Raw genomic sequence first — 16307 nt, 5'->3', positions numbered from 1 at the left:
CTACCCGATTGACCTTTTTTAATTTTAAACCTTTATTTTTAAATTGCTTTAGGATACATACCCGATTTACCGTTATCTAAGATGGTATTGAAAATTTTAAAATAATCTCTTTCAGAAAAATTATTCACATTAATCCCAATGCTGTTATTATCGTAGGGTTCATATTTTTTTAAGTTTGAAACCGAAAACAGCCCTACTGTTGGTGTCTGAACAGCGCTTGCTAAATGCATAATTCCGCTATCTGCTCCTATAAACAAATCGGCGTTTGCGATTACCGCTCCTATTTCACGAATGTCCTTGCTATAAAATGTTGGTGCTTTAAAACCAATCTGAGAAACATTCTCTATTGGCAAAACTTCAATGATATTATAATTTTCGTATCGGGATGTCAGATTTGTATAAAAATCTTGCCACCAGGATTCCGATAAACATTTTGCTCCTGTTGCATATGTAAACAAGCAAATTGTTTTTTTATAATTATTGACAAGGCCTCTTACTGTTTTCCTGCCTTCCATAATTTCTGAAGGAGTTAATTTTAGCTCTAAGGAAGGAATGTGATTTTCTCTTTTCTCCAAGCCTAGTCTGGTAACATAATCCCGAAAATGATAAATAGGATATTTGGCAATATGGGCATAATCTCCATAATATAAATTAACCGAAAAAGGCAAATCACCAAAAAACCTAAATTTTGAATTTGAGAATTTTACCCCAAGCCTGCCAGATGAAGAACCCTGGTCTACATTTATGGCAATATCATACTTGTACTTTTTTAAAGAAACCCAGACAGCAAAATATTTAAATAAATTATTGAAAGGCTTTTTGGGCAATTCGATTATTCTGTCTACTGAATCATAATTTTCAAAAATAACCGGAGCTAAAAACCCTTTTACAAACAAATCAATTTTACAATTTGGAAACATTTCTTCCAATTCCTGAACAAAAGGCGTAATCAATAAAAGATTTCCCAGCCTTGCATTTGGCCTGCAAATTAAAATTCTTTTGATTTCGTTTTTGTTTACCAGAATAATGCCTTGTTCAGCATTTGATTTTCCGATGTTTCTTGTCAGAGTTCGCATCAGGGTGCGTCTGAGATTATTTACTTTACCTAGAACTCCCATTTTATAATAATTAAGTTGATATATTATTTAAAAGAACTTTTTCTGTAAAACACAAAACTAATTCTTACATTCTTTTAAAATTAAACTTTATCAATAAATAATTATTATAAAATTGTAACGGTAATGTATTATTATTCACACCTTTAACTTAAAAGAGTTTTAAAAATACAAGGTTTTTTTTGTCTTAAAAAAAAACATATACGGGTTCCTAATTATAGCAGACGAGGCATCAATTATACTAGACGTTTATTGTAACAACATAACCTTCAGAACCTCTGACATTAAAAACAGTTCCGTTTTCAAAAATTAAATACTGTCCTTTTATTCCAATCAGCTTTCCCTGAAATGATGGTGTTTTATCTAAATTTAAACTTGCTACTTTTGCAGGATAATTTAAAACCGGATACTTCAACTCGAATAAATCATTCTTTTCACTATAAAAGTACTCCTTAGCTTCATCCGGAATCAGACTTTCAATCTTAACTTTTTCAGCAATTAAATCGAAATTCTGTGTTGGTTTTTGAAGCATTTTTCGCCAATTGGTTTTATCTGTATAATGATTTTTTAAGGCAACCTCAGTAACTCCTGCGAGATATCGGTTTGGAACTTCGACAACAGCAATTGCCTGACCCGCACCCTGATCTATCCATCTGGTTGGGACTTGTGTTTTGCGGGTCACTCCCACTTTTATTTCGCTTGCTACGGCCAAATACACAATGTGAGGCTGTAACTGAACTTTTTGTTCATACTCTAAATCACGATCTGCGATTCCTAAATGTGCTGTACTCAGTTCTGGTCTCATGATCCAGTCGCCCACCGCCGGACTTGAATAAAAACAATCATAACAAAATCCCTGACGGAATATTTTTTTCTTTTTACAGCAATTCAAACATTGGTAACCTGCAAAATTAATTTCGATTTCCTTATTCAATAACTGATTCATGTTTATAAAACTATCTTCAAAAACCAAATAATATTGAATTGGGTCACCAATTTCAGTTTGCATTTTTGTAAGTACACCTTGATATTGCATTTGAGATATTAGAGTTTAGATTATTAGAGTTTAGATTATTAGGATTTCTATTTTAAAATTGATTTTATGAAAGGGAATCTTTGTTCCAAATAAATTGTTTTTTGTAAAAAAACACTATTTTTGATACAACGACAAAGTTAGTATTTGTATATCGATATTCAAATTTTAAATTTTTGGCTTTTACAAAACAATAACCAAAAATCTAAGATCAGGAATCTAAAATCTAAAATTTCTTCATGCCTATATCCATAATAAATTCGTTTGCTTCCTGGGTACTCAAACAAAGGATACATCAAATTGAACTTTTTTTAAAATACCCAAACGAAGTTCAGGAAGAACTGCTGCATAATTTATTAACGGCTTCAGAAAATACGATTATTGGAAAACAATATGATTTTGCCTCTATAAATTCTTATAAAACTTTTTCCGAAAGAGTGCCAATTTCAGGATATGAAGAATTACAACCCTTAATTGAACGTACACGTCAGGGAGAACAAGGCGTTTTTTGGGAAACTCCAATAAAATGGTTTGCCAAATCGAGCGGAACTACGAATGCTAAAAGCAAGTTTATCCCTGTAAGCAACGAAGCTCTTGAAGATTGCCATTATAAAGGCAGTAAAGATTTGCTTTGTATGTATTTAAATAACAACGAAGATTCGCAACTGTTTGTAGGCAAAAGTCTTCGTTTAGGAGGAAGCTCCCAGATTTACGAAAACAACAATACTTTCTTCGGAGATTTATCAGCAATTCTGATAGAAAATATGCCCATTTGGGCCGAATTCAGCAGTACACCAAGCAGTAAAACATCCCTGATGACCGAATGGGAAAGTAAAATTGCTGCCATCATAAACGAAACCAAAACCGAAAACGTAACCAGTTTTGCCGGAGTTCCTTCATGGATGCTGGTTTTGATGAACAGGGTTTTAGAAGATACCGGAAAAGGAAATTTACTGGAACTTTGGCCAAATCTCGAAGTTTATTTTCATGGTGGAGTGAGTTTTTCTCCGTATAAAGAACAGTACAAGAAAATCCTGCCAAGCAAGGATTTTAAATATTACGAAATATATAATGCTTCCGAAGGCTTTTTTGCGATTCAGGATTTGAATAATTCGAGCGATTTATTGCTGATGCTCGATTACGGAATCTTCTACGAATTTATCCCGATGGATACATTTGATACGCCAAACCAAAAAGTAATTCGTCTGGCCGATGTAGAACTAAATAAAAACTACGCTATCGTTATTACGACCAATTCCGGATTATGGCGTTATTTGATTGGTGATACCGTTCGATTTACTTCGTTAAATCCGTACCGAATCAGGGTTACGGGAAGAACCAAACATCATATTAATGTTTTTGGTGAAGAATTAATGGTCGAAAATACTGATCAGGCGATTGCTAAAGCATGCAAAATCACCCAAACCGAAGTGATTGATTATACCGTTGCTCCAATTTTTATGCAGGACAAAGAAAAAGGCGCTCACGAATGGATGATTGAATTCAAACAAAAACCTACTGATGTTGGTCTCTTCCAAAAAGTGCTGGACGAAACATTACAAACTTTAAACTCTGATTACGAAGCCAAACGCTACAACAATATGACGTTAAATCCTTTGGTGATTAATGTTGCCCGAGACAATTTATTTTATGATTGGTTAAAGGAAAGAGACAAATTAGGCGGACAGCATAAGATACCAAGGCTTTCGAATCAGAGGGATTATTTGGAGCAGTTGAAGGGGATGTAGGGAAGCTGTAAATCTTCAATCTAAAAATTGATCAATTATTTCAAAACAGAATTAATAAAGAAAATGATAGCTACTTTTTTACTTTTATTAGTTATTTTAAGCATTGTTTTTGGTTTTCTAAAAATGAAATATGGGAATTATTTTAATGGAAAATTAGCCATGAAGAGTAATTTCAAAAAAGCAGTAGTATTATTTGAAAATTCAATTAAAAATTACAATTTAATTGATAAGTGTCATTTTCAATTAGGTATTTGCTACGAAAATATTGCATTTCAAAAGAATGAGAATAAACAACTTAATTTATCAAAATCATTCGTTAATTATTTTAACGCTATATATTATTCAAAAGAAAATGATAACTTTAAAATATTAGAAAAGTCGAAAACAAATATTCAACAATTATATTATTCCTTAAATCAAGAAGAAAAAGAAAAAAATCTAAATCTAATATTCTCAGCATATAATTCAATTGGAAAAACTTACTATCTACCAAGATATCTATCCATTTTAAATAACGAATTAGCTAATATGTATAAAGATTTTGAAAAAATCAACAATATTCAATTCAAACTTTTTAAAGAAAACACAATACAATAATGTTAATTTACATCTTTATAATGTTATTGAATTTAATTCCTAATGCTCTTTTCTAAAAATAACAATCACAAAAAACAATACTAATATTTTGTAAATTTGCCATATGTCAGAAAAAAATCTTTATATCATTGCAGGTTGTAATGGAGCTGGAAAAACAACTGCTTCATTTACTATTTTACCTGAAATCATTAATTGTAAGGAATTTGTAAATGCAGATGAAATAGCCAAAGGATTATCTCCTTTTCAACCTGAAAAAGTAGCCTTTGAATCGGGAAGAATAATGCTAAACAGAATCAATGAACTCTTAAAGGACAATGAAAGTTTCGCTTTTGAAACTACTTTATCAACAAGAAGTTATAAAAACAAAATCTTAGAAGCTAAAGAAAAAGGATATACAACAACTTTACTTTTCTTCTGGCTTCAAAATACTGAATTAGCAAAAGAACGTGTAAAAATAAGAGTTTCTGAAGGTGGTCATAATATTGAGCCTGACGTAATTGAAAGGCGATATAAAAATGGAATCAAAAATTTATTTGATATTTATTTACCTATATTTGATGGAGCTTTAATTTTTGACAATTCTAATGGGAAACATGAGCTTTTAGCCCAGAAAACCATTGATCAACAATTTGATATCATTAATAAAAAGACATTTAACAAATTAAAGAAATACTATGACAACTGTTGAAAAACAAATAGAACTTAAAAATAAAATTTTAATTGGTCTTGAAAAAACCTACGAAAGATTAATTGAATTTAAGATTCAAAAAAACACTGAACTTGTTGTTATGAAAGACAACAAGATAACAAAGATTAAACCTACAAAATAACTTAACTAACAGAGTTCATAATTCCACTAAATCCCGCATGAGGGATAGAAGTGGAAATCCTTTTGTGCCGGGGTTCGGCATAAAAGATTAGAACGGATAGCCCGACCCGCTTTTTCTGCGGGGCATGTCCATAAAAAAAACCTTAGTCCAATGATGAACTAAGGTTTTTTTATTTTGATTGTCGAGTTACTTGCGGAGATTCTTCGTTCCTCAGAATGACAAACATTGTGTTATTCGATTCTTTACATCATATCGATATATCTGTCATGATAGCCTAGTAAATATAAAACGCCATCAAGACCTAGGCTTGATATAGAATTTGAGGCACTTTCTTTTACTTTTGGTTTGGCGTGGAAAGCGATTCCAAGACCTGCTAAATTAATCATTGGCAAATCGTTTGCTCCGTCACCTACTGCAATGGTTTGGTTGATATGAATTCCTTCTTTTTCGGCAATGGCTGTGAGGTATTCGGCTTTCTTTAAGCCATCTACGATATCACCTATGTATTTACCGGTTAATTTTCCGTCTTTGATTTCTAACTGATTGGCATGGACGTAATCAATACCCAATTCTTTTTGCAGGTATTCTCCAAAATAGGTGAATCCTCCTGATAAAATAGCCGTTTTATAGCCGTAATACTTCAACGCTTTCATCAAGCGATGCGCTCCTTTTGTGATGGGTAGGTTTTCGGCCACTTTTTGCAAAACGTCTTCGCTCAAACCTTCGAGTAAAGCCATACGTTTTTTGAAACTTTCGTTGAAATCAATTTCTCCGTTCATAGCAGATTCGGTAATCGCTCTTACCTGATCTCCTACTCCGTTAAGTTCTGCTAATTCGTCAATAACTTCTGTCTGAATTAGAGTTGAATCCATATCGAAACAAACCAAACGTCTGTTTCGTCTGTAAATATTATCTTCCTGAAAAGAAATATCGACATCTAAGGTTCTCGAAATTGCCATAAAATTAGCCGTCATTTCAATTTTGTTGACAATTTCGCCTGTAACGGATAATTGGATGCAGGAACGCGGATATTCTTCTTTTTCAACAACAGAAGTTCTGCCCGTTAATCGAATAATAGAGTTAATGTTCAGGTTTTGATCTGTCATTATTTTAGTCACGGCAGCCAATTGTACAGCCGTTAATTTTTCTCCTAAAATATTGATGATATAGCGCTGATTGGATTGCGATTTTACCCAGGTTTCGTAATCTTCAACAGAGATTGGAATAAATTTAACTTTTACTTCGAGTTCATAAGCTTTAAACAAAAGGTCTTTTAAAACAGGACCTGAACTGGAGCCGGCTTCGATTTCGAATAAAATCCCTAAAGATAATGTATCGTGAATATCGGCCTGACCTATGTCTAAGATCACAGCATCGTAAGCTGCCAATACTGTTGTTAAACCTGCAGTAACCCCTGGTTTGTCGTGCCCTGAAACTTTTAATAAAATAATTTCTTTATCTTCTGTTGCCATTTTATCCTTGTTGATTTAAGAAGCGACAAAAATCGGCAATCTATTGTTGATAAAAAAGAATATTGTTTGTTTTTTTATAACGAAAAAGCACAAATCAATGTGCTTTTTCAGGTTATTTAACAATAATGTTCAGGTATTAAAACAACCTAACTTTCATTGTCTTCATCACAATTAGCAAGATCTATCATCCAGTTTACTCCAAATTTATCTTTTAGCATTCCGAAATAAGGGCTCCAAAAAGTTTTCTGCATTGGCATATCCACTCTTCCTTCAGTTGTAAGTCCGCCAAATATTTTATCTGCCTCTTCAGTACTTTCTGCACTGATAGAAATTGAAAAATTATCCCCAAAACCTACATCTCCGAATTTTGAATGACTGTCACTTCCCATTAAAACTGAACTGCCAATTGGAAGCGAAACATGCATAATCCGGTTTGAATCTTCTTCTGAAACTACTTCCCCGCCATCTTCCGGAGGAGCATCCTTATATTTTCCCACATATTGGAATTCGCCTCCAAAAACGGATTTATAAAACTGAAATGCTTCTTCGCAATTTCCGTTAAATATTAAATAGGTATTTACTGCTTTTGCCATGATTTGATATTTTAATTATTATTTGTTTGATTGTAATTGAGATTTGCCATTTATTTCTCTGAAAGTTCCTTAACCGTTTCGAGACTTTTAGGAAAAGCTTCTTTAAAATAATCGATATGCTTTTCGATTACATCAACCTGAGAGATCAAATCTGTAAATTCGTCATCAGGAATTAAGCGATAGGTTTCCATGTAACCACTCCATTTTTCAGTTTCTTCATTAAGAGGCAGTTCTTTAAAGTCTTTTATTGCTCCAATATGCTTAAACGCCATATATTGATTTGGAATTTTCTTTTCAATAATACTATTCATACCTTCGCCGTTTGGAGACATGAAATGTATCTTATCACCTTCATTCCAGTCGCTTACTGCATATGATCCTTCGCAAAAAGCACCTGTCCATATTCTATACGTTTCATCATCCCATAAAACAGACCAGATTTTTTCCGGTGGTGCTTTGATTCTGATTTTAAATTCTAATGTTTCCATATCTAATCTTATTTAGGTAATTTATTGAAATCCATATATAAAACATTCCAACGATGACCATCCAAATCGGCAAAACCACACCCGTACATCAATCCCTGACTTTCTGCCGGAGGGGCAAAAACAGTTCCACCGGCATCCTGTACTTTTTTTGCCAGTTCATCAACTTCCTCCCTGTTCTGAGCGTCAATCGAAATCAAAACCTCAGAACCAGAATTAGTATCTGTAATACCGTTTTGTGAAAAACCTGTAAAGACTGATTCTTCGAAAAGCATCACTACAAAATGTCCTTCACCTACGACCATGCATGTAGAACTTGGCGTATCGTGTTGTTCATTAAAAGAAAAACCTATTTTCCAAAAAAAGTCTTTCGCTTTTGCCACATTTTTCACTGGCAGATTCAACCATATTTGTTTTGTCATGTAATTATTTTTTATGTTAAACCATATAAGTTATATAAGATAATTTAAGCCTGCTTAATAATGCTGAGTTATTTGCTTGCAAAGGCGCAGAGTCGCAAAGAAGCTTAAAAGATAAACTTTGCGACTTCGCGGCTTTGCGAGATTAATTAATTTTCTTCAACATAACTTTTAAAGTTATCCAGCATCGCTTGCCAGCCTCCGCGCTGCATTTCTTCCGGATTTTGTGTTTCTGGGTCAAAATTCTCTATTACTTGTACTCCGTTTGGAGTTTCATTGAAACTAATTTCGACCTTTCTTCCATCAGCCATAATGTATTCAATTGTTTCATTTTGTTTTACCAAAGTATATTCTCCTTCAAAATCAAAACTCATACTACCGTCTTTTGCAGCCATGGTGGTTGTAAATTTTCCTCCCTCCCGCAAATCATTTTCTGTTTTTGGCGAATGCCAGTCAGGTGTTGCAAAAGCCCAGTTCGTAATATGTTCCGGTTTGTTCCAGAATTCCCAAACTTTGTTAATCGATGCGTTAATTGTGGTTGTAATAGTAATCATTATCGTAATATTTAAATTTATTTTAGCTCTGCGATGCAATTATCCATTCATTTATAATCGTTTTCAATTCTGCTTTTGCGCTTTCAATTTCCTTACTATTTTTAAAAGCTATAATAGCTCTGTCATTTTCTTTCCAGATCAGTATTTTGTTCTTATTTGCTATCAATCTCTCTTTTGGCTGTTCTTTCTTTTTTGCCCCTCTGTGAAAAATCAGTTGAATATTTGAGGCTACCGGCTGAATCTTCATTGTAATTCTATCCTCATTTCCAAAGCAATAATTCGGCGCATTCCATTTAATATTTTCAGCAAGATGCTTATTTGAGGATAAAATTACGTTACGTAATTCCTCGATTTCTTTTCTTAACGGATGATTTTGGCTTTCAAGAAAATTGGTTACTTCGAGACTTCTTATCATCTGATTTGTCATTTAATTTGTTTCTGCATATTTTTTAAAATTAGCAATAACAGCTTTACAAAACTGTTCTTGCATACGTGCAGCGTTTGTTGTTTCAGGTTCAAACATTTCTGTAATTTTTACCTGATTTCCAATACTTTCAAAACGAACAGTTGCTGTTCTTTGATCTGTTAGTGTATATTCTAACACATAATTTTCTACTTTAGTGTAGATTCCTTCAAAATCAAACACCACACTCCCGTCTTTTGTTCCCATAGTATATTTGAATTTTCCTCCGGCCTTCAAATCATTTTCAGCAAAAGGATTATGCCAGTCTTGCGAGGGAACATTCCATTTTTTAATATGTTCCGGTGTTGTCCACAACTCCCAAACTTTCTCTATTGGTAGATTGATTGTATTCTGTACGGTAATCATAACTAAAAAATTAATTGGAAGGAAACTGATTTTCATCCATAAAGAAAATTTCCCAATGATGTCCGTCAACATCCAAAAAAGCTTTTTGATACATATAGCCATAATCTTTTGCATCCCTATACTCTTCGCCTCCTGCTTTTACTGCCAAACATATTAATTCATCTACTTTTTCACGACTTTCAACAGATAATGCTGTGATAATTTCTGTACTGCTGGCAGTATTGCAAATTTGCTTTTTAGTAAAGGTTTTAAAAAACTCTTCCTTGAGAAGCATAGCATAAATATTTTCGCCGATTTCCATACAAGCTACCTTTTCATCTGTAAATTTCAAATTAAATGTAAAACCCAATGCTGTAAAAAAATCCATCGAACGGTTTAAATCTTTCACCGGAAGATTTAAGAAAATTTCTGTTTTCATATGGCCTGATTTATTATTCATTAAATCTATTATGGTTTAATTTCTGTTTTTTATTTAAAACAAAACACTAATAATGAATAATTTATATTCATAAAAATACAAATTAATAAAAACAAAAGTAAAATATTACAAAACATTTAGCCTTACAATAAAAGTCAACTTTAGGGTCATTTAAGACAAAATGTATATCTTCGTAAAACTAAAAAAGCTAAAATCATGAACAGGAAATTAGGTTTAATTTTAGGACATGACTACAAATTATTAAGTGTAGCAGCTATCCTGGAAGTCTTTGAAACAGCAAATAAATTACATAAAGAAACTGAAAAACCTTTTGAGATTATGGTTTTTCAATCGCCTGAACAGATCAATGAAAAAAAAATATTTGGTTATGAAGTGAATTCAATTGAGGCTTCTGATCAAAATTTAGATCTGATTTTGATACCCGCTTTTACGACAGATAATATGAGCGAGATGATTGCTAAAAACTACAATTTCATTCCATGGTTACAAAAACATCATAAATCCGGAACCGAACTCGCCAGTTTTTGCACCGGAGCATTTTTGTTTGCAGCCTCAGGTTTACTCAATCAAAAACTGGCCACCACACATGTTGATGCCTGTAGTGCTTTTACAAAAGCTTTTCCGCTAGTGAACTTAAAACCCGAAGAAACCCTTACTGCAGACGGAAGTTTGTATACCAGCGGCGGATCGACATCAACCTTTCATTTATTGATTCTATTGGTGCAAAAATATTGCGGCAACGAAATTGCTGTGCAGATTGCCAAAATCTTCTCGATCGATTTAAACCGATACAAACAGAGTTATTTCAGTACTTTCAGACCCAATCATTTGCACAATGACACTTTGGTTGCGAGATTACAGCAAAAAATTGAAAACGAATACAGTACAATCGAAACCTTAGAAGAAATCACCAAAGATATTCCAACAAGTACCCGAAACATGACACGAAGGTTTAAACAAGTTACAGGCATCCCCCCTATCGAATATCTACAAAATATAAGAGTTGAAAGTTCAAAGAAATACCTGGAACAAACCCAGCTTTCGATTTCAGAAATCATCGAAAAAACGGGTTACAACGACCCAAAAGCGTTTAGAAAAGTGTTCTATAAAATGGTCGGAATGAAACCAATTGAATATCGGGAGAAATTTAGGGTTCGGTAATTTTTTTTTCAGGAGCAGAAAATCAATTTCTCTCCCAGGCCTTCTGTCCTGCTCTGCGCTTTATCTCAGTCTGCGAACCCCGCAGCCAGAGGATAACGCTTCGATCAGGGCTAAGTAGAAAATTCGTTTTCACAACAGGAGACAATCAGGTCTTAATAATCCACATTAGGACTTTTCTGTTCTTTTTCAAAAGTTTGTCAATTTCTTTCATGCTTTCGTTAGAAACCGCAGGACATCCCCAGCCTTCGGCTGTTCCTTCCGGAAAAACTTCATTATCCGGAATTGCATCCCACGAATGCAGGACTATTGCGCGTTTAGCTGCATTTGAGTTCGATTTTTCTTTTCCCTGCAAAATATAATTCACTTTAATTCCCCATTGACTCACACCGCGATCTTCAATCACATATTTCCCAAGCGACGAACAATGCGAATCAAATTCGTTACTGATTGGCGCATCATCTTTTGAAGCTGTCGAGCCCCAAGGATTATCGCCGCAGCCATGACTTACCATGTATGATCTTACGACAGCATTTTTTTTAAAATCATAAACAAAAAATCTTTTTAAACCGGAATGTATGCTCAAATCAATCAGGATAAATTTCGTCTGATTAAGATTATTTTTTTTGCAATATTGCTGTGCTTCGTTATAATAGTTTTTATAATCGGTTTCAATGCGAGGTTTTTCTACTACAGCTATTTCTCTTTTAGATTCATTTTGAGGAGTATTTACTTTATTAAGTTCTTTATTGCAAGACCAAAACAGCGCTGTATAAATTATAAAAATCATTTTTTTCATACTGGCAATTTAAATAAAAGGCAACTAAAAAAATTAGAAAAACATAAAAAAAACCTGCTCAAATAAATGAACAGGTTCTGATAACTATAAAAGTCAATTGCTAATTAAGAAGCAATTTCCATTCTCTTCAATAAATTTTTGCTTAAAGTATGTTCTGCATACTCTCTATCTATAGACAGAACTTTATCGTCAGAACTTGGCAATTCGTACATAGCATCTGTTAAGATTGCTTCACACAAAGAACGTAATCCACGAGCACCTAATTTGTATTCTAAGGCTTTATCAACAATAAAATCCAGAGCTTCGTCAGTAATACTGAATTCCACTTCATCCATCAAAAATAACTTTTGATATTGTTTGATTAAGGCATTTTTAGGCTGCGTTAAAATCGCTCGCAATGTTTCTCTGTCCAGAGGATCCATATGCGTCAAAACAGGCAAACGACCAATAATCTCCGGAATCAAGCCAAAATCTTTAATATCTTTTGGAATAATATATTGTAATAGATTGTCTTTGTCAATATTATCTACATTTTTAGAAGTAGAATATCCCACTGCCTGACGGTTTAAACGCTTAGAAATAATACGTTCTACGCCGTCAAAAGCTCCACCGGCTATAAACAAGATGTTTTGTGTGTTTACCTCAACAAATTTCTGATCCGGATGTTTACGGCCACCTTTTGGAGGTACGTTTACAACTGTTCCTTCTAATAATTTCAATAAAGCCTGTTGAACACCTTCTCCAGAAACATCACGTGTTATAGATGGGTTATCACTCTTACGGGCAATTTTGTCAATTTCGTCAATAAACACAATTCCTCTTTCGGCTTTGGTTACATCATAATCTGCGGCTTGCAGTAAACGTGTCAAAATACTTTCGACATCTTCACCAACATAACCTGCTTCTGTTAAAACAGTTGCATCAACAATCGCTAACGGAACATCCAACATTTTTGCAATGGTTTTCGCCACCAATGTTTTTCCGGTCCCGGTTTGACCAACCATGATGATATTGCTTTTTTCAATCTCTACTTCATCGTCTAACTGCTGTTGCATTAAACGCTTGTAGTGATTGTAAACCGCAACCGACATTACTTTTTTTGTCTGATCCTGACCAATAACATATTGATCTAAAAAAGCCCTGATTTCTTTTGGTTTCTTTAAAATTAAATCCCCAACAAGTTTAGCACTTCCGCTGGATTTTAATTCTTCTAAAACAATTCCATGTGCTTGTTCAATACATTTATCACAGATATGTGCATTGATACCTGCAATTAATAAATTAGTTTCTGGCTTTTTTCTTCCACAAAACGAACATTCTAATACTACTTTTGCCATTCCTTTTAGTCTAAAGTCTTAAAGTCAAAAGTCATAAAGTCAGCAAAACTTGCAACTTTAAGACTTTTGACTTTCGACTACTATTTTTATCCTCTTCTCAATACTTCATCAATCATTCCGTATTCTTTTGCTTCGTCAGCTTTCATCCAGTAATCACGCTCACTGTCTTTGTGCACTCTTTCAAAAGTTTGTCCTGAATGTTGAGAGATGATATTGTATAATTCGTCTTTCAGCTTTAACATTTCGCGTAAGTTGATTTCCATGTCAGTTGCAACCCCTTGTGCTCCTCCGGATGGCTGGTGAATCATTACTCTTGAATGTGGTAAAGCCGAACGTTTTCCTGCAGCACCTGCGCATAATAAAACAGCTCCCATTGAGGCTGCCATACCTGTACAAATTGTAGCTACATCTGGTTTAATGTACTGCATGGTATCATAAATTCCTAAACCAGCATAAACGCTTCCTCCAGGAGAATTTAAATAAATCTGAATATCTTTTGAAGCATCAGCACTCTCTAAGAAAAGTAATTGTGCCTGAACGATATTGGCAATCTGGTCATCGATACCGGTTCCTAAAAAGATAATTCTGTCCATCATTAACCTTGAGAACACATCCATCGAAGTCATATTCATTTGACGCTCTTCGATAATATATGGAGTCATGTTTGTTGGGTTCATTGCTGCTACTATTTTGTCATAGTACATGGCGTTTACTCCCTGGTGCTTTGTCGCAAATTTTTTGAATTCTTTACCGTAGTTCATATTTTTAGTTTAAAAGTTTGAAAGTCTAAAGTCTGAAAGTGACTTTAAACAAATTAAACAAAGTTCATACCTTTTTATAAATGATGTCAATTTGTCTTCTTTTTATAATCTGATAAGTTTTGAAATTTATGAAATAAAAATTTAAAACATAAGCTTAAAACTTAAAAAAAGAGCGTCAAAAATTATCTTTTTGACGCTCAAATATAACTATTTTTTATCTTTCAGTATCTGTAATAAAATCTTAAAATTGAAATAAAACTAATAAATGCCTAACTCACAACTTTCGACTTTACAACTTTTGACTTTCGCCTGAATTTATTCTCCGTAAGACGCAGCAATAAATTCATCGTAAGTAACTTCTTTTGTGGTTGGATTTGCTTTTTCTTTGAACAAATCTAACAATTTAGCTGCAACAACCTGCTCAGAAAGTCTTTTTACTTCTTCCTGGTTAGATAAAACTCTTGCAACAATTCCTTCTACTTCCTCTGCAGTTGGATTTGTTTGTCCAAATTGCGCCATTTGCTGTCTGATTGCGTTTGATGCGAAAGCTTTCAAATCTTCAAAAGTGATCTGGATGTTGCTTTGAGCCATTGCTTTTCCTTCGATCAATTGAAAACGCAAACCTTTTTCGGATCTGGCGTATTCTACTTCAGCTTCTTCTGCAGAAAGTTTTTTCTCTCCTACGGTTTGCAACCATTTTTTAAGGAACTCAGCTGGTAAATCGAATTTTGTGTTTTCGATTAAGAAATCCTGAACATCCATTAATAATTTTTGGTCAGCCTGCTGAGCAAATTGCGCCTCAGCATCTTCTTTAATTTTAACTTTTAAATCTTCTAAAGAAGCAACTTTCCCTTCACCAAAAAGTTTGTCGAATAATTCCTGATTTAATTCTGCCGGTTCAGAAACATTGATTGTCTCAATTGTAAAAGCCACATCAACTGCTAAATTATGTACATTATCATGAGGAACTTTTAAGTAATCCATTAATTGGTGATCGTCTTCAAATAAACCTTTTGTGTTTACCGTTACTACATCACCCACTTCTTTACCTATAAATGAATCCGCTGTTTTTTTATCTTTGAAAACTGACAATGAAAAAGTTGTTTTGTTTTCGATTCCGTTTTCTTCATTTACAAAAGTTCCTGTGATATCAGAATCTGCAGTCACTTTTTCAACAGGATTTGCTTTTCCGAATTGTTTTTGGATACGCTCTACCTGTCCGTCGATTAATTTATCATCTGCAGTAACGATATATTTTACGATATCATTTTTTGCTTCAAGATCAATTTCGAAATTTGGCACTAAACCAATTTCGTATTCGAAAGTTAATTCTTCAGCATCCCAGTCAAAATTCTCATTAACTTTCGGAAGTGGAGTACCTAAAAGATTTAATCTTTCAGATTGAATATAACGCTCTAAAGCCAAATCAACTACTTTTTTAATTTCTTCCTGCTTAATAGCTTTTCCGTATTGTTTTTCAACAAGATCTTTAGGCACTTGTCCTTTTCTAAATCCTTTTACTTGTGCCAAAGGCAATTTTTCGTTGATTCTTTTTGCTACCTGACCTTTATAATCCATGTGAACAACATTCATTACAATTGTTTCATTCACAGCGTCTATTGCTACTCTTTTAATATCCATCTTCTTCTTTAATTTACATAATAAAATTGGGTCGCAAAATTATAAAATTTTTGCAACCCAGCCAAGTTTTTAATGTATTGTATTTGAAGCGTTTTATAACTCTTCATTTTATTTTTTATCATCTCCTAATATTTTATAGGTGATAGACTGTAATAGCGATAAAATAACACTAAAAATTAATGCCGCCAAAAACGAATCGACCGTAAAACCTCCAACTATTTTGGTACACAGCAAAATAATAAGCGCATTGATAACGAGTAAAAACAACCCCAAAGTAACAACAGTAACCGGCAAGGTCAACACAACTAAAATGGGTTTAATAAAAAGGTTTAATAACCCTAAAACTACTGCTACAATTACTGCTGTACCAAAACTGGCAACATGTACGCCAGACAAAATATTAGACAATAATAAAACCAAAGCTGCAGTAACAAGGAGTCTAAGTAATAATTTCATGGTTTTTTCTTTTTTAATTTTTCAATAAAAGTACTAAAATT

General features: G+C 33.5%; 20 protein-coding genes. 5 read left to right on the top strand and 15 right to left on the bottom strand.

Going from position 1 to position 16307, the window contains the following annotated elements; genetic code table 11:
- Positions 1-38: 38 nt before the first annotated feature.
- Positions 39-1118 carry a glycosyltransferase family 9 protein gene (locus tag DMB65_RS17740; protein ID WP_110307953.1) on the bottom strand — a complete coding sequence of 360 codons (1080 nt, stop codon included), beginning with the start codon at positions 1116-1118 and terminating at the stop codon, positions 39-41.
- 238 nt (positions 1119-1356) lie between these two features.
- Entirely contained in the window at positions 1357-2151 is a 795-nt protein-coding gene (locus tag DMB65_RS17735; RefSeq protein ID WP_110307952.1) for a DUF2797 domain-containing protein, read from the bottom strand.
- Positions 2152-2387: 236 nt separating this feature from the next.
- On the opposite strand from DMB65_RS17735, the gene DMB65_RS17730 reads away from it, so the two are divergent.
- The 4 genes from DMB65_RS17730 to DMB65_RS22205 all read left to right on the top strand — a co-directional run bounded on the left by DMB65_RS17730 (position 2388) and on the right by DMB65_RS22205 (position 5323).
- The gene (locus DMB65_RS17730; protein ID WP_110307951.1) at positions 2388-3896 is read left to right on the top strand and encodes a GH3 auxin-responsive promoter family protein; all 1509 of its coding nucleotides are present in this window, start codon (positions 2388-2390) and stop codon (positions 3894-3896) included.
- Between the two features lie 63 nt (positions 3897-3959).
- Positions 3960-4493, top strand: a complete 534-nt coding sequence (locus tag DMB65_RS17725) for a hypothetical protein (RefSeq protein WP_110307950.1) — start codon at positions 3960-3962, stop codon at positions 4491-4493.
- Between the two features lie 103 nt (positions 4494-4596).
- Positions 4597-5181 carry a zeta toxin family protein gene (locus DMB65_RS17720; RefSeq protein ID WP_110307949.1) on the top strand — a complete coding sequence of 195 codons (585 nt, stop codon included), beginning with the start codon at positions 4597-4599 and terminating at the stop codon, positions 5179-5181.
- Entirely contained in the window at positions 5168-5323 is a 156-nt protein-coding gene (locus DMB65_RS22205; RefSeq protein ID WP_165834992.1) for a hypothetical protein, read from the top strand. Before DMB65_RS17720 ends, DMB65_RS22205 begins: the two co-directional genes overlap by 14 nt.
- Positions 5324-5565: 242 nt before the next feature.
- Here DMB65_RS22205 and serB read toward each other — a convergent pair whose 3' ends face one another.
- From serB to DMB65_RS17680, 8 genes are all read right to left on the bottom strand, one after another.
- Positions 5566-6795 (bottom strand): phosphoserine phosphatase SerB, encoded by a 1230-nt coding sequence (gene serB / locus DMB65_RS17715; protein WP_110307948.1) that lies wholly within the window; start codon positions 6793-6795, stop codon positions 5566-5568.
- A gap of 146 nt (positions 6796-6941) precedes the next feature.
- On the bottom strand, positions 6942-7388 hold the full coding sequence (locus tag DMB65_RS17710; protein ID WP_110307947.1) for a VOC family protein: 447 nt from the start codon (positions 7386-7388) through the stop codon (positions 6942-6944).
- Between the two features lie 50 nt (positions 7389-7438).
- Positions 7439-7876, bottom strand: coding sequence for an SRPBCC domain-containing protein (locus DMB65_RS17705; protein ID WP_110307946.1), 438 nt, complete (start codon positions 7874-7876; stop codon positions 7439-7441).
- 8 nt (positions 7877-7884) lie between these two features.
- Complete coding sequence (locus DMB65_RS17700) at positions 7885-8295, bottom strand: VOC family protein (protein WP_110307945.1); 411 nt, start codon at positions 8293-8295, stop codon at positions 7885-7887.
- Positions 8296-8441: 146 nt separating this feature from the next.
- A complete protein-coding gene (locus DMB65_RS17695) occupies positions 8442-8846 on the bottom strand; it encodes an SRPBCC family protein (protein WP_110307944.1) in 405 nt (134 codons plus the stop codon).
- Between the two features lie 22 nt (positions 8847-8868).
- A complete protein-coding gene (locus DMB65_RS17690) occupies positions 8869-9261 on the bottom strand; it encodes a DUF1801 domain-containing protein (protein WP_230470711.1) in 393 nt (130 codons plus the stop codon).
- Positions 9262-9273: 12 nt separating this feature from the next.
- Positions 9274-9675: an SRPBCC domain-containing protein gene (locus DMB65_RS17685; RefSeq protein ID WP_110307972.1), complete on the bottom strand. Its 402-nt coding sequence runs from the start codon at positions 9673-9675 to the stop codon at positions 9274-9276.
- Positions 9676-9685: 10 nt separating this feature from the next.
- Positions 9686-10093, bottom strand: coding sequence for a VOC family protein (locus tag DMB65_RS17680; protein WP_110307971.1), 408 nt, complete (start codon positions 10091-10093; stop codon positions 9686-9688).
- Positions 10094-10309: 216 nt separating this feature from the next.
- Between DMB65_RS17680 and DMB65_RS17675 the strand changes: the two genes are divergently transcribed.
- A complete protein-coding gene (locus tag DMB65_RS17675; RefSeq protein WP_110307943.1) occupies positions 10310-11275 on the top strand; it encodes a GlxA family transcriptional regulator in 966 nt (321 codons plus the stop codon).
- A gap of 145 nt (positions 11276-11420) precedes the next feature.
- Here the strand turns inward: DMB65_RS17675 and DMB65_RS17670 are convergent, their stop codons facing one another.
- The 5 genes from DMB65_RS17670 to DMB65_RS17650 form a co-directional block, all read right to left on the bottom strand.
- Positions 11421-12071 carry a murein L,D-transpeptidase catalytic domain-containing protein gene (locus DMB65_RS17670; RefSeq protein ID WP_110307942.1) on the bottom strand — a complete coding sequence of 217 codons (651 nt, stop codon included), beginning with the start codon at positions 12069-12071 and terminating at the stop codon, positions 11421-11423.
- Positions 12072-12175: 104 nt separating this feature from the next.
- The gene (clpX, locus tag DMB65_RS17665; RefSeq protein WP_110307941.1) at positions 12176-13408 is read right to left on the bottom strand and encodes an ATP-dependent Clp protease ATP-binding subunit ClpX; all 1233 of its coding nucleotides are present in this window, start codon (positions 13406-13408) and stop codon (positions 12176-12178) included.
- A gap of 86 nt (positions 13409-13494) precedes the next feature.
- Positions 13495-14169, bottom strand: a complete 675-nt coding sequence (clpP, locus tag DMB65_RS17660; RefSeq protein WP_110307940.1) for an ATP-dependent Clp endopeptidase proteolytic subunit ClpP — start codon at positions 14167-14169, stop codon at positions 13495-13497.
- Between the two features lie 315 nt (positions 14170-14484).
- Positions 14485-15810, bottom strand: coding sequence for a trigger factor (locus DMB65_RS17655; protein WP_110307939.1), 1326 nt, complete (start codon positions 15808-15810; stop codon positions 14485-14487).
- Between the two features lie 108 nt (positions 15811-15918).
- Complete coding sequence (locus DMB65_RS17650; protein WP_110307938.1) at positions 15919-16266, bottom strand: phage holin family protein; 348 nt, start codon at positions 16264-16266, stop codon at positions 15919-15921.
- Positions 16267-16307 lie beyond the last annotated feature (41 nt).

This window comes from Flavobacterium cheongpyeongense (assembly GCF_003202435.1).
GTDB classification, from domain to species: domain Bacteria; phylum Bacteroidota; class Bacteroidia; order Flavobacteriales; family Flavobacteriaceae; genus Flavobacterium; species Flavobacterium cheongpyeongense.
The sequence above is the reverse complement of the archived record's forward strand: the minus strand, read 5'-3'. Positions and strand labels throughout refer to the sequence as shown.

Coding starts and splice junctions, on each gene's coding strand:
- DMB65_RS17740 (WP_110307953.1), bottom strand. CDS start 1,118: ATGGGAGTTCTAGGTAAAGTAAATAATCTCAGACGCACCCTGATGCGA.
- DMB65_RS17735 (WP_110307952.1), bottom strand. CDS start 2,151: ATGCAATATCAAGGTGTACTTACAAAAATGCAAACTGAAATTGGTGAC.
- DMB65_RS17730 (WP_110307951.1), top strand. CDS start 2,388: ATGCCTATATCCATAATAAATTCGTTTGCTTCCTGGGTACTCAAACAA.
- DMB65_RS17725 (WP_110307950.1), top strand. CDS start 3,960: ATGATAGCTACTTTTTTACTTTTATTAGTTATTTTAAGCATTGTTTTT.
- DMB65_RS17720 (WP_110307949.1), top strand. CDS start 4,597: ATGTCAGAAAAAAATCTTTATATCATTGCAGGTTGTAATGGAGCTGGA.
- DMB65_RS22205 (WP_165834992.1), top strand. CDS start 5,168: ATGACAACTGTTGAAAAACAAATAGAACTTAAAAATAAAATTTTAATT.
- serB (WP_110307948.1), bottom strand. CDS start 6,795: ATGGCAACAGAAGATAAAGAAATTATTTTATTAAAAGTTTCAGGGCAC.
- DMB65_RS17710 (WP_110307947.1), bottom strand. CDS start 7,388: ATGGCAAAAGCAGTAAATACCTATTTAATATTTAACGGAAATTGCGAA.
- DMB65_RS17705 (WP_110307946.1), bottom strand. CDS start 7,876: ATGGAAACATTAGAATTTAAAATCAGAATCAAAGCACCACCGGAAAAA.
- DMB65_RS17700 (WP_110307945.1), bottom strand. CDS start 8,295: ATGACAAAACAAATATGGTTGAATCTGCCAGTGAAAAATGTGGCAAAA.
- DMB65_RS17695 (WP_110307944.1), bottom strand. CDS start 8,846: ATGATTACTATTACAACCACAATTAACGCATCGATTAACAAAGTTTGG.
- DMB65_RS17690 (WP_230470711.1), bottom strand. CDS start 9,261: ATGATAAGAAGTCTCGAAGTAACCAATTTTCTTGAAAGCCAAAATCAT.
- DMB65_RS17685 (WP_110307972.1), bottom strand. CDS start 9,675: ATGATTACCGTACAGAATACAATCAATCTACCAATAGAGAAAGTTTGG.
- DMB65_RS17680 (WP_110307971.1), bottom strand. CDS start 10,093: ATGAAAACAGAAATTTTCTTAAATCTTCCGGTGAAAGATTTAAACCGT.
- DMB65_RS17675 (WP_110307943.1), top strand. CDS start 10,310: ATGAACAGGAAATTAGGTTTAATTTTAGGACATGACTACAAATTATTA.
- DMB65_RS17670 (WP_110307942.1), bottom strand. CDS start 12,071: ATGAAAAAAATGATTTTTATAATTTATACAGCGCTGTTTTGGTCTTGC.
- clpX (WP_110307941.1), bottom strand. CDS start 13,408: ATGGCAAAAGTAGTATTAGAATGTTCGTTTTGTGGAAGAAAAAAGCCA.
- clpP (WP_110307940.1), bottom strand. CDS start 14,169: ATGAACTACGGTAAAGAATTCAAAAAATTTGCGACAAAGCACCAGGGA.
- DMB65_RS17655 (WP_110307939.1), bottom strand. CDS start 15,810: ATGGATATTAAAAGAGTAGCAATAGACGCTGTGAATGAAACAATTGTA.
- DMB65_RS17650 (WP_110307938.1), bottom strand. CDS start 16,266: ATGAAATTATTACTTAGACTCCTTGTTACTGCAGCTTTGGTTTTATTA.